General features: G+C 28.0%; 6 protein-coding genes. 2 read left to right on the top strand and 4 right to left on the bottom strand.

Going from position 1 to position 14,848, the window contains the following annotated elements; translation table 11 throughout:
* Positions 1 to 2: 2 nt before the first annotated feature.
* Positions 3 to 3,575 carry a hypothetical protein gene (locus BUB01_RS03235; protein ID WP_072985248.1) on the bottom strand — a complete coding sequence of 1,191 codons (3,573 nt, stop codon included), beginning with the start codon at positions 3,573 to 3,575 and terminating at the stop codon, positions 3 to 5.
* 14 nt (positions 3,576 to 3,589) lie between these two features.
* Positions 3,590 to 5,350: a hypothetical protein gene (locus tag BUB01_RS03230; RefSeq protein WP_072985247.1), complete on the bottom strand. Its 1,761-nt coding sequence runs from the start codon at positions 5,348 to 5,350 to the stop codon at positions 3,590 to 3,592.
* Positions 5,351 to 5,839: 489 nt separating this feature from the next.
* On the opposite strand from BUB01_RS03230, the gene BUB01_RS23425 reads away from it, so the two are divergent.
* Together BUB01_RS23425 and recQ are read left to right on the top strand one after the other, a co-directional pair.
* Entirely contained in the window at positions 5,840 to 7,654 is a 1,815-nt protein-coding gene (locus BUB01_RS23425; RefSeq protein WP_200802831.1) for a carbohydrate-binding protein, read from the top strand.
* 182 nt (positions 7,655 to 7,836) lie between these two features.
* A complete protein-coding gene (gene recQ / locus BUB01_RS03220) occupies positions 7,837 to 9,960 on the top strand; it encodes a DNA helicase RecQ (RefSeq protein WP_072985246.1) in 2,124 nt (707 codons plus the stop codon).
* A 194-nt stretch (positions 9,961 to 10,154) separates the two neighbouring features.
* Here the strand turns inward: recQ and BUB01_RS03215 are convergent, their stop codons facing one another.
* Together BUB01_RS03215 and BUB01_RS03210 are read right to left on the bottom strand one after the other, a co-directional pair.
* Complete coding sequence (locus BUB01_RS03215; RefSeq protein ID WP_072985245.1) at positions 10,155 to 12,203, bottom strand: methyl-accepting chemotaxis protein; 2,049 nt, start codon at positions 12,201 to 12,203, stop codon at positions 10,155 to 10,157.
* 226 nt (positions 12,204 to 12,429) lie between these two features.
* Complete coding sequence (locus BUB01_RS03210; protein ID WP_072985244.1) at positions 12,430 to 14,478, bottom strand: methyl-accepting chemotaxis protein; 2,049 nt, start codon at positions 14,476 to 14,478, stop codon at positions 12,430 to 12,432.
* Positions 14,479 to 14,848: the final 370 nt, after the last annotated feature.

Here is a 14,848-nt window from a genome sequence, read left to right as displayed (position 1 = left end):
TATTACAAAGAAAAATCAGGTATTAAATTAACAAACTTAGGAAATTTTCTAGATTTAGATTCAACATCTATGACGTGAGCTCCATTAATTCCTAATGCTATTTGAACTGATGAATATCCAACTGCACAAATAACTCTAATGGCTTCAATTCCACCTTTCAAATATACGTCTTTAGCATAATCATAAGAAATATCCATTATTGTTTTGATATCACAAAGTATTATACTACAACAATTAGAAATTAATAAACCTGCTGAATCATCATTTATTTCTTTTCCAACCCTTTTTATTAAATAATAGATGATTAGACCTATTTGACACATTCCTTCTATAAGCGTAGCAATCGCTTTTATAACATTATAAATTTCTTTTAAAACTTTATTATCTCCAAATTTCTTGAATTTAAAGGTTATATCTCCAAAATCAATAGCTGATTTAACAACAACCAAAATTATACTAATTGCTAAAGTTACACTATATGCAACGCCTTCATCTTTTATAGGGCAGAAAATTTTTAAACCAACTCCCATTATTACTACATCTAAAATATTTAAAATTAAAGTTATGCCAATAAAAAATTTATTTTTTATTGGCTCTATTATTCCCTCCTTAGCTAATAACTCTACTCCTTGACACGCCGTCTCTATTGTTCCTATACATCCAGCAAAAATATGATACACGCAGTATAATATTTTATTTATTTCAGTTGTTGAATCTGAAGCACTAGTATTTAACTGCTTAACCTTCTTCAAATCATCAAAACTTTCAATAGACATAAAGATATCATATGATTCATCATCAAATGGAGATTCATTAGTTGCTAATTTATAAATAAACGTCGTTCCTATTGATGGTAATAAACATATAATATCTAACGTTGAAAAAGGTTTTATCCCAAAAATATCAGTCAGAATATCTGATAAAACTGGTATTACAATTGGTTTAGCCATTATTTCAAGACCTCTAGTACTTAATAACTCAAAAAAATCAGTGGCTGCTGTTAAAACATTCCCGCAAGAAGAAAGTGTAGACTTAGCAATAATTGCAACTAGCTTTTTCAAAATTGTTAAAAAGTCATACTCGAGGAATTTACTATCTTTAAACAAATTATCATTTAAATCATTAATCAACTCTGTTATAACTGATTTTTCTTTTAAAGCTGCATCACAAAGTATAGAAAATGCTTTTTTTAAGTCATCATCCATTGATAATGTAGACTTTAAATTTTCTTCTAATTCTGAACTTGAATAATTCTCTATAAAATAATCAGTTAAATACATATCTGTTACATTGGTATTTTCCTTTGGAATATATGCATTTTGCATGTCAGTAATTTTCTTCTTACTTAATTCAGTATCCACATCTAAATCTGCCATCTGAGAAATCTTATCAACCATTTTTTCTATAGCATCATTTACTTCTATATTAATAGTCTTTAAATTGTCATTTAAATACTTAACACTTAAAAAGACTGTCTTCTTCATAACATCCTTTACTCTAGAAATATCTTCCCAAGCAAATAAGAATTTTATATAATCAAAAATCTTTTTAATTGTAACCTTAATTAAATTATATACTGCTTGAACACAAGCAACTACTTCATTTATACACTTTACAGCAAATGAATAAATCTTATCTCCTATTGTAAGAATAAAGTTCCATGTATCATTTACAAAATGAATTACTATATCAAAAACCTTTTTAGGTATATTCTTTATAAAGTTCAATACCTCACCACAATTATAAATAATATCATCTACAACTCCGCCCTTAGCAGTCATTAGGTTTAAATACTTAGGAGGTAAATTTATTAATGCTTCATCTCCAGAAAAACTTCTTACTTTATCTCCATTAACCCTTATAACAAATATACCTTTATGAGAAGTTCCAAGATAATTTACACCCTTTAATAAACCTTCTTTCATAACTGTTCCATCTTGAGGTAAGGACGTTGCCATATCCTTGAATATATCCATTGAATTTGCTACAGCTTCAATATTTTTATCTTTTACCCCATCAGGAACAAGAATTTCCCCAATACCATTTTTAGCACCTTTAAGTTTATCCACGGTATTCAAGGATGTAAGCTTATCTAGTTGCTTATTTTGTGGATTTATATCAATAGATATTGAATGGTTATCTCTATCATTTATTGTTACATTAAAGTTAGCAGAAACTGTAGAGTCAGCTTGTTGCACTATTTTTACTAATCCTCTTTCGTCTGTAAAAACACTTATAGGATCATCCTTAAAGGAATAATATCTATTGTTTATATAAACATTACAATAATCTGTTGCTGTTAATATAACTTTTTTCTTTGCTACAGGAACTTTATTTTCATTTTTAACCTCTATTCTTGTACAGTAAGATGGAAATTTTGTAGATGGTCCATTAAGTGATGTTAGGTTTATTTTTTGATTTGTCCAAAGAGATGTAATCGCAGATTCTTTACCAACATTTATTATTGAATCATATCCATATGCAAAATAATTACTAACACCATTTTTTATATTAGGGTAAGCATAAGCATATTTAATATTTGTTAATATTGGCACTAGACTACTCCAATTATCTGCATCAGTTAAAGCTGAATCATTAGCAGTTGAAAAACAATAAAATAAATCACCATTTTGATTTAATATCCATACCATTTTCTTGCCATCTATTTCATAACTATATAAATTTTTAATATTATTTAAATTTTCATCTTCTAAAATTTTATAAGCCTTTGCATTGCCCTTTTGCTCTTTATAAGGATAAATATAAAGTGCATTACCTCCACAAGAAAAAAGATGCGTATACCCTGTACTTTCTTCTCTTATAGCTGATATAAAGTTAACATTATTATCTAGTGCTAATCTTATAGAGTTTGGAGCTAAATTAGGATTAAAATAATTATATGATGGTGTATATATTAACTGCTTAACCCCACCTATTGATCCAATTGTATAAATTCCATCTACCGCTTCTTTATATGACCTTCCCATGCTACTTGTATAAATATGTTGAAAATCTCCCGGAAGTGAATGTGAAATCCATTTATTTGAGTCGTCTGTAGAATCTATATTTATGAAATAACGTTTTAGTATTTTTGAAGCATCATTAGTAGTAATGTCTGCTATTATATATCTTTTTGAATTTAATGTAGACATATATAATTCATTAATTGCTATATTACTTGTAATAGAAGAATCATCAAAAGGAACTTCAATCCATTTAGGAGCATATATAATTTCTTCTTTAGATACATATAAACGATCCACATTATCTATTGTAACTACTACAGATAAATAGAATTTTTCATTTTGTGAATCTTGAGCTATTGCAAAGGTTTTTGTAGATATAGTTTTGTGAGGATTACTTTTTTCAATAAATTCATTTAAGTTTACTTTTTCCCATCCAGTATCGTTATCAGACTTTTCATATGTTAGGTAAAATTTTCCATCATCACCTATAGAAAAAAGTCTATTATAATTATTATCACATAAAGCCTCCATTTTCTTTTCGGCAGTTGCAAGTTGTAAATATTTGTAACTATCTATGAATTCATTTGACTGCTCTAGTACATACTTCATATTTCTAACCTCCATTAATTTTCTTGCGCATAAGTAATGTTAACTATTAAATCTTGGTAATTTGAAAAAGATACATTACTAAATATAAAGCTTGAATTTCCAGGAAACACCCAGTTTAAAGACTTATTTAAATTTTTGCCCATTGACTTGTTATATTTAAAACAATAATCATCTATTGCTTTTTTTAATCTATATCTATATTTATCAATAAATTCATTGAAATTTTTAAAACACATGTTTGTCCAAATGCCAGCATCAAAGTCATCCTGATGATATACAGAATCATGCTTATACTTAAAATCTAATCCTCCATTAACATCAACAAATAAAGTATAAATATCTGTTAAAACATAAGATGCAATTTCTCCTTTTGCAGTTTTAGTAATAGCTCCTGGATCAACTTTTAATGGTGTTTCAATTTTAGTTGTAATTATTATTTTATTATTAATAAATTCCACAGAATAATCTAAAATATACTCTAACGAAGCACTAGCTTTTCTTAGTAATCCATATTTATCATCATCTGAATCTTTACGGCTAAATTTATAGGTTAATACTTTAGACCCACTTTCAGTTACTACTATAGGTTCAACTTTATCTTCACAAGGTTCTAAATAAATTTCTAAATGAAAATCAGAACCATTTTTCTTAACTGCTACTTTAGGCTGTAGTAATAATAATTTTAAAGAATTCATAAGCTGATTAGCCATTTTACTAGCAAAATCATTCCTATTGATAGATATACTTCCATGTTTATTTGACTGTTCATTTGATTCAAGCCAATTCCAAGTAAATGGCTTTAATTTAGGAATTAAATGTCCATCACACATTACTACATAATTCAAAGTATTTAAGCCAGGATTTTTTTTACCGGTTTTAGGATCTGAATAGGTAGAGACATAGAAAGTAAAATTTGTTGGAACTATAATATAGTTAGGGTCATAATTAGAATTATTATTATAACTTGTCCCTTTCTTAAGTGGTGCAAGTGCATATCCAAATATCACATCACCCTTATCACTATCCTTTAATCCCTTCCAATATATTTTAACAAAGAATCTATTAATTAAGTCATACTCTTCAGTTCCTTCCGACACGCCTTCAATAGTAGGACATGATTGAAGTTTTGCGGAGTTTAAATCTAAATAAAGTTGTTTAACACTGAACATTGTTTCTGGATCAAGATTTTTAATTTGCTTTTGTATATCTATAGGTAGATTTTTAAAATCCTCATCCTGTAAATCTAATTTTACATTAAATTTAAAAATCCAAGGATTATCTTTTGGCTGCTTTAAATTATTAAAATAGACATTACTTTTATGCTCTTTTAAATATACAAATTCTAAATTATTAAAATAGGCTTTATATGATACATTTGCCGTACTTGAAATATCACTTTCTAATAATTCTATAATATCAGGAAATCCATTAGTTAACTTATCTATTCCTATAGAACCTTTAATTGCCATATAAAAATCAAAGTCATCATAAGCTTTATTAATAGCATCAATTTCTTTTTGAGTTTTATTATCTTCAGAAATTTTAAATAAATCAATGCCAATTTTCTCAACTAATTCATGGTAACTAATTTCCTTTATTAACGAATGTCCCTTTTCATCATAAGTTATAGAATAAGCTACAACATATTCTGTAGACTCCATTTTGTAAAGATATTGTTTTAATGTAGCATTTATTGAATCTTGAGTAGTAGCTACAACCATGTCATAACCATAATTTGATAAATTTGAATCTTTACTACTTTTTTTGTTTGACATATTCCTCACTCCTTCTTTTTAATGATATTATCATCATTATTATTACATAAATACCAGAAATATGAAATAAGTATTTAGATTTTGGTTTCTCCATCCTATCTAAATACTGGACTTATCGTTATGAAAGAAACCTTAATGGTATAGATAATGCAATAGTTTTAATTTCTTTGGCCTATATTTTTCGCACAGTGCAAGAAAACGCTAAAGATTCTTTTAGTAAAGTTTTAGTAATCTGCAGAAATAATGTTTAAAAAGAAAATAAGGTAAGAGTTTATTAAATTGAAATATTTTACATAGGTTTTTAGGAAAGTTGTTAAAACTAAGGATAAAAAAGTAATAAAATATAAAAAAATACATATATCTTAAAATATGTATTGTTAATGTTTACAAGATGAAATATTATATAAGTAATAACATAATTAAATGTAAAAATTTATAAGTAGGTTAGGAGTACATACCCAAATAAAAAATATAAAAGGAGATGTAAATATGTCAAAAAAATTTAAGACCTTAGCCTCAATTTTTACAACATTAATACTAATCTTTACCTTGATTCCAGCGACGGTAGCAAAAGCTGGGACAAACTTAGGACAAAAATTATTAGTAGGATATTGGCACAACTTTGATAATGGGACAGGCATAATAAAATTAAGAGATGTATCACCAAAATGGGATGTTATTAATGTATCTTTTGGTGAAACAGGAGGTGATAGAGCAACAGTTGAGTTTACACCTTGCTATGGGACAGAAGAAGGATTTAAAGCTGATATTGCTTATTTAAAATCACAAGGAAAAAAGGTTAATCTTTCTATAGGGGGACAAAATGGTGTTGTACTAGTACCAGATGCACAATCAAGAGACAAATTTGTAAATTCTTTAAAAACACTTATTGATAAATATGGTTTTGATGGTATAGACATAGATTTAGAATCAGGAATATCACTTGAAGGTAATGACAACGATTTCAAAAATCCTAAAACTCCACAAATAGTAAATCTTATAAGTGCTATAAGAACACTAGCAGATAGCTATGGTCCAAACTTTATAGTTAGTATGGCACCAGAAATCGCTTATGTTCAAGGTGGAATTAATTCTTATGGAAACATATGGGGAGCATATCTTCCAATAATTTATGGTGTTAGAGATAAATTAACTTATATTCATGTTCAACATTATAATGCAGGTGGAAATATGGGACTAGATGGAGTTACTTATAATCAAGGAACAGCTGATTTTGAAGTAGCTATGGCAGACATGCTTTTAAATGGTTTTCCAATAGGTGGAAACACAAGCAATATGTTCCCAGCATTAAGAGAAGATCAAGTTATGATAGGAATTCCAGCTTCTACAGGAGCAGCAGGTGGTGGATATATAAATCCAACAGAAATGAAAAAAGCTTTAGATTATATAACTAAGGGAATTCCTTATGGAGGAAAGTATAAGCTTTCAAAGGAAGGTGGATATCCTGGATTTAGAGGTCTTATGACATGGTCAATAAATTGGGATGCTAAAAATAACTTTGAATTTTCAAATTCATATAGCGATTATTTTGCGAATGGAGTAAAACCACCAGTAAATACCTTAAAGGCAGCAAGTTTAACAGCTAGCAATGTAGATAATGGAAATTTTAGTTTAACAGCAGTAGTTCCAAGGAATAATACAGCTTCCTCATATACTATATATGAAGAAAGTTCAGCAGTAGCTACAGGTACATTACAGGCTAATAGCACTTCTGATTTTACAATAATTAAGAATATCTCAAATAAAAATCCAGGAACTTATAATTATACTGTAGAAGTTTCAGATGGACAAAATAAATTAATTTCAAATAAAGTTACAGTAGTAGTTAAAGATACAATACCAGTAACACCTACTTTAAAGGCAGCTACATTAAAAGTAGATAATGTAAATGGTGGAAACTATAATTTATCATGGATGGTACCAGCTAATAATAGCGCAGTTTCATATAAATTATTCGAAGGAATAACAGAAATAGAAAAAGGAAATTTAACACTTAATAACTCTTCAGATGTAAGTTTAACAAAATCAATAACTAACAAAGCACCAGGTAGTTATGACTACACAGTGACACTTTACGATGCAGCAAATAAATCAGTTGTTTCAAATAAAGTTACAGTAACTGTTTCAGATAAACCAGCAGTTACACCTTGGGCTGAATATGTAAATTATAAGGTTGGAGATAAGGTTTCTTATTCAGGAAAAACTTATGAATGTATACAACCTCATCAATCATTACCAGGTTGGGACCCAGCATCAGTAGCTGCATTATGGAGATTGGTATAAATTTAAATAAAAGGTTTTAGAAAGTACTTCTTTCTAAAACTTTTTTTCTTTCTAAAAGATGAATTTTTTACATAGAAAATGATTACTTGTAAGTTTATTGTCAATAATTAATAAGGTAGGACAACATATTATATATATGTTAAAATAATATGTATAGTTTAAAAATCAGAGGATGTGAAAATATGAGTCAGGCACAAGAAGTCTTGTATAGATACTTTGGATATAAGACTTTTAGAAATAATCAAGAAGACATAATAAATGAAATTTTAAATAAAAAAGATGTTGCTATTATAATGCCAACTGGTGGTGGGAAATCTTTGTGTTACCAAATACCAGCTATTATTTTAGAAGGTATAACAATAGTTATATCTCCACTCATATCTCTTATGAAGGATCAAGTAGATGCCCTTAATAGTTTAGGTATAGGAGCAGCTTATGTAAATTCATCTTTAAGTAATGTAGAAATTCAAGAAGTTTATTATAAACTTAAAAATAATGAGATAAAGCTTTTGTATGTAGCTCCAGAAAGATTAGAATCTCAAGAATTTATAGCTGAAATAGGAAGTTTAGAAGTAGCTCAGGTGGCAATAGATGAAGCACACTGTATATCTCAATGGGGACATGATTTTAGAAGTAGTTATAAATATATAAGTAATTTTATAACCCTCTTAAATAATAGACCAATAGTTACAGCATTTACAGCTACTGCAACTAAAGAAGTAAGAGAAGATATAATAAAACTTTTAAGACTTAAAGATCCTAAGATTTTTATTTCAGGTTTTGATAGAAGTAATTTAAGTATAATTATTGAAAAAGGAGTAAATAAGAAAAGATATTTACTAGATTATGTTAATAAAAATAAGGATGTAAGTGGAATAATATATGCGGCTACTAGAAAAGAGGTAGATGCAGTCTGTGAAATGTTACAAGAAAATCATATAAATGCCACTAGATATCATGCAGGGCTTTCAGATGAAGAAAGAAAAATAAATCAAGAAGATTTTGTTTATGATAAAGAAAATGTAATGGTTGCAACTAATGCTTTTGGTATGGGGATAGATAAACCTAATATAAGGTATGTAATTCATTATAACATGCCTAAAAATATAGAAGGATATTATCAAGAAATAGGTAGGGCTGGTAGAGATGGTGAAAAGAGTGAATGTATACTTTTATTTTCTCCGGGGGATGTACAAACTCAAAGATATATTGTAGAAACAGGAACTGTTAATCCTGATAGAAAGTTAAATGAACTTTCTAAGCTTCAAACAATGACTGATTTAGTTTATTCAAATGATTGTTATAGGAGATATATATTAAATTACTTTGGTGAAGAATTAAATGAAGATTGTAATAATTGTAGCAACTGTAACTCAGAGGGTGAACTTGTAGATAAAACTATAGATGCCCAAAAGGTTTTATCTTGCATATATAAGATGCAGAGAGGATATGGGGTAGGTGTTGTAGTTGATACCTTAAGAGGTTCACAAAACAAGAAACTTTTAGAATGTGGACTAGATAAGCTTTCTACTTATGGTATTATGAAGGAGTACTCAAAGGATGGACTTAAAGAATTTATAAACACTTTAATATCACATGGTGTTATAGATTACGGTGGAGAATTTCCAGTTTTAAAGCTTAATAATAGATCAGTAGCAGTTCTCAAAGGAGAAGAAAAGATTTTATTTAAAGAGATTAAAGAGGTTAAGGCAAGCTTTGAGGAAAATGGATTATTTGATATGTTAAAAGCTTTAAGAAGAGAAATTGCTGCTACTGAAAAAATTCCACCATATCTTGTATTTGGTGATAATAGTTTAAAAGAAATGAGTACAAAATATCCTTTAATTAAGGAAGACTTTTTGGATATATCTGGTGTAGGCGCCCTTAAGTATCAAAAATATGGTAAGCAATTTTTAGAACTAATAAATACTTATGTAGAAGAAAATAATATAGAAGTAAAAAGAAGCTTCAAAAAGGAAGTTAAGAAGTTACAAGAGAAAAAGAAATCCTATGTAGAGACTGTAGATATGCTAAGAGAGTTAAAGAGTATTAAAAAAGTGGCTCAAGGTAGGGAATTAGCTTTAACAACTATATTTTCTCATATAGAACAATATATTTCCGAGGGAAATAATATAGATTTTGCAGTAGATTTTGATAATATTTTTGATAGTGAAGAGGAGAGTCGGATTTTAGATGTAATAGATGAAATTGGTTATAATAAACTAAAGCCAATAAAAGAAAAACTTCCTAATAGTATAAGTTATGATGCAATAAAAGGAGTTATAGTTAAAAAACTTATAAGTTAGATGAGAGTCTAAATAGTTGATTTAATCAATTAAACTTATTACTATGAACGATAGTGAGTTGGAGTTTTACTTAAAAATAATGATTCCTGATTTGGGTAATATAGATTTACTTCTAAATTATAATTAATAAGATATATTTTTAAAATAAAAGAAGTCCTTACAATTTAATTTTTGTAAGAACTTCTTTTTAAGTATTAAAATTTAAAAAATGATATATTATTTTGAACAGTTGTAGCCATTTTAGTTAGGTTTTCACATGCATTAGCAACTTCTTTCATCAATGCTGTTTGTTCTTCAGTAGCAGCTGCAACTGTTTGAGTATTTCCGGTAGTGTCTTGAGATATTTTAGAAATTTGTTCTATAGATATAGACATTTCTTTTGTTGCTTTGTATATTTCATCTATAACCTTAGTAACATTATTTGCCTTGTCAGAAACTAAATTTACAGCATTATTAATATCATCAAAAGAGTTCTTTGCTTCATCAACAATAACTAATCCAGTCTTAACGGAAGCTGTTCCTTCATCCATGATATTAATAGCGTTTGAGATTTCGGTTTGAACTTCTAAAATTAATTTAGCTATTTGTTCTGCTGCATTTTTAGATTGTTCAGCAAGTGTTCTTACTTCATCGGCAACTACAGCAAATCCTTTACCTTGTTCGCCAGCTCTAGCGGCTTCAATGGCTGCATTTAAGGCCAATAAATTAGTTTGATCAGAAATATCAGTTATAAGTGAGACAATTTCACCAATAGAGTTTGACTTTCCACCTAAAGCATGAACTATTTTAGAGGATAAAGCCACATTTTGGTTAATAGTTGCCATTTGAGATTTAACTTTAATTATTACGGCTTCACCTTTTTCAGCAGTTTCTAATGAATGAAGAGAGGTTTTAGAAACTTCTTGAACATTATTTGAAATATTGTGCATTTTAGAACCAATATCTTCAACAATTTTAACAGCATTTTCAGAGGAATTTAATTGTGTATCTGAACCTTCAGCTAATTCTTGCATTGAAATTGCTATTTTTTCAGAGGCCATTTGAGTTTGTTCAGCACTAGCTGTTAGCTCTTCTGAAGTAGCAACAACATTTTCAAGGTTTTGAGATATATTAATTAAAACATCTTTAAGATTATCAGACATAGAATTTAAGTTTGTATACATAAGTCCTATTTCATCTTCTGTAGTTACGTCTATATTTTTTGATAAATCGCCTTTAGCAATACTTTCAGAAATAAGATTAGCTTGTTTAAGTTTATTTGAAATATGTATACTAAACAATAGAACTACAGCTATAGCAATGAGTATTGAAATAATGGTTATAATAGATGATTTTATTAACAATGAATTAAGTGGAGCATAAAGTTCTGATTGTGGTATTGTGAGTGCAACAACCCAATTAGTGGAAGGAATCGTATCATAGTAAATTATATTATTACCATTAGATGATGTATATGTAGTGTTACCGGATTTTCCACTTAATAGATCACTAGCTATTGATTTAAAACCTATAGTTGTATCTTCTGAAACTTTAGCTTTCATTATTTTCTCATTAGGAACTCCAGCCATGAATAAGCCAGTATTATCAATAAGTACAGCTTTACCTGTATTGCCTATCTTTACAGAATCGACCATCTTTTGTATATTTGATATATTAATATCACCAGTGGTAGTACCTAATAATTTTTTATTTTGGTCATAGAATGGAGCTGTAGCAGTAACCATTGTTAATTTAGAGGTACTATCATAGTAAGGATTACTCCAAACTATTTTATTAGTTGTATTTACTGCTGCTTTATACCAAGCCTGATTTGGGTAGTTATAAGATTCAGAAGAATATTCATCAGTATAAACTACCTTATCATTATTCTTATAAGCATAATTAGAGAAAAACTTAGTGTTGTTATCGTATTCATAAGGTTCATACCATATACCAGCACCAAGAGTATCGTTGTTGTTAGTTATTATATTTTTTAAGATTGCAGCATAGTTATCTTTAGTAAGGTTAGCTCCAGTATTTTCAGTAATTCTTGCTAAATCCATAGGTATAGCAGCATGTTTGTCTAAATTTTTTTGTATATTTTCAACAACTTGACCTAATTGGGAATTCATTTTTGCATCAAGTTCTTTATTTAGTATGCTTTTAGCACTTAGATAACTTATTATTGTTAAGAAAAACATAGAAGCTATTACTACTGGTAGAACTGACATCAATGTACGCATTCGTATAGTTTTAAATTTCATAGTTATATAATCCTCCTTTAGAAAAATTTACATGTACTTTAAATATCGAAGAATTATAGATAATATTAAGTCGATTTATGGAATATTATATGATATATATAAGAAATTTAGAAAAAAAGTATTTTGTATTCCAGGTAAGATTGGAAATAGAGTTATATATAAATAAAAGATTGAAATATAAATAGTAAAAGTTCTTACAACTTAATAGTTATAAGAACTTTTATTATTAAAATTTGAAAAAGTTTATATTGTTTTGAAGATCTATAGCCATATTAGTTAAGCTTTCAGCTGCATTAGCAACTTCCTTCATCAAAGCAGATTGTTCTTCAGCAGCTGCTGCAACTGTTTGAGTATTTCCAGTACTATCTTGCGATATTTTAGATATTTTTTCTATTGCTTCTGACATTTCTTTTGTTGCAGTATAGATTTCAGATATTACTATGGTAACATTATTTGCCTTGCCAGAAACTTCGTTTATAGCATTATTGATATCATCAAATGAATTTTTAGCATCATTAACAATTAATATACCATCTTTAACAGAGGTTGTTCCTTCATTCATAATATTAATAGCATTTGATATTTCATTTTGTATTTCAACAATTAAACTACCTATTTGTTCAGCTGCATCTCCAGATTGCTCTGCAAGTTTTCTGACTTCATCAGCAACAACAGCAAAACCTTTACCTTGTTCACCAGCTCTAGCAGCTTCTATAGCAGCATTTAAAGCTAATAGATCAGTTTGAGTAGCTATATTGGTTATAAGTGAAACAATTTCACCAATTGAGTTAGACTTTCCACCTAATTCATTAACTATTCTGGAAGATAAAACTACATTTTTATTTATAGTTGCCATTTGAGATTTAACTTTACCTATAACTTGTTCACCTTTTTCAGCAGTTTCTAATGCATGTATAGAAGTTTTAGAAACATCTTGTACATTATCAGAAATATGATGTATTTTTAAGCTTATATCTTCAACTATTTTAACTGCATCTTCAGAAGAATTTAATTGTACATCAGATCCTTCAGCTATATCTTGCATTGAAAGAGCTATTTTTTCAGAAGCCATCTGAGTTTGATCAGCACTAGCTGTTAATTCTTCAGAGGTAGCAACTACGTTTTCAAGATTTTGAGAAACTTTAATTAAAACATCTTTAAGTTTAGAAGACATAGTGTTTAAATTGGTATACATCATTCCTATTTCATCTTCTGAAGTTACTTCTATATTTTTAGAAAAATCACCTTCAGCTATGCTTTGAGAAATAACATTAGCATTTTTAAGATTTTTTGAAATATATATGCTAAATAATACAACTACAACTATAGAAATAAGTATTGATATAATTGTTATAATAGATAATTTAACTAATAATGAGTTAAGTGGAGCATAAAGCTCTGCTTCAGGTATTGTAAGTGCTACAACCCATTTTGTAGATGGTATTGTAGTATAGTAAACTATATTTTTACCATTAGAAGACGTATATGTGCTATTACCAGATTTTCCACTTAATAAATCAGTAGCTAGAGTTTTAAGACCTATAGTGGTATCTTCAGAAACTTTAGCTTTCATTATTTTATCAGTAGGAACACCAGCCATAAATAGACCGCTATTATCAATGAGGATAGCTTTACCAGTAGTACCTATCTTAACATCTCCAACCATTTTTTGAATGTTTGTAATATTAATATCTCCTGTAGCAGTACCTAATAACTTATGGTTTGCATCATAAAATGGAGAGGTTGCAGTAACCATTGTTGTTTTTGTAGTATCATCGTAGTAAGGATTACTCCAAACTATTTTGTTAGTTGTATTTGAAGCTCCTTTATACCAATCTTGGTTAGGATAATTATAATTTTCAGTAGCATAATCATCAGTGTATACTACCTTATCACCATCTTTATAAGCATAAGGACCAAAAAATTTAATGTCTTTATTATATTTATATGGTTCATACCATATACCGGCACCAAGAGTATCAGTATTATTAGTTATTACATTTTTTAACATTATTGAATAATTATCTTTAGTAATAGATGTACCATAAGATTCAGCAACTTTTGCTAAATCCATAGGGATAGCAGCATGTTTATCTAAATTCCTTTCAACACTTTCAATAACTTGTCCAAGTTGAGTATTCATTTTTGTATCAAGTTCTTTATTTAATAAGCTTTTAGCACTTAAATAACTTATACTTGTTAACAAAAACATAGAAGCTACTACTAAAGGTAAAACTGACATTAAAGTACGCATTCGTATAGTTTTAAATTTCATATATACATACTCCTCCTTAAGAATATTTTATAGTTGAATTATCGAAGTTTTTTAATAAATATACTTATTAAAATGAAACCAATGAAGGAATGAGTAGCCATAATTCTTAATTAAATCTATTTTATCCTTCAAAGTATCTTAGAAATACAAAATATTTTTTATACAAACGTATATTTTTTGTTGTTTTCAATGCATTTTTAATTAATTTAAGTTTTATTTTTATAGCTTATATAAAATATTTAAAAATGTAGTTGTAATTATTAGAGAAAAATATACAAATTTATAGAAAGTATTTATATGAATTATATAATGTAAAATTTTAAAAAAATAGTTGCAATATGCAACAGTTGGTGATACAATCTATATTGTG

This window comes from Clostridium cavendishii DSM 21758, from assembly GCF_900141845.1.
GTDB classification, from domain to species: domain Bacteria; phylum Bacillota; class Clostridia; order Clostridiales; family Clostridiaceae; genus Clostridium_AG; species Clostridium_AG cavendishii.
The sequence above is the reverse complement of the archived record's forward strand: the minus strand, read 5'-3'. Positions and strand labels throughout refer to the sequence as shown.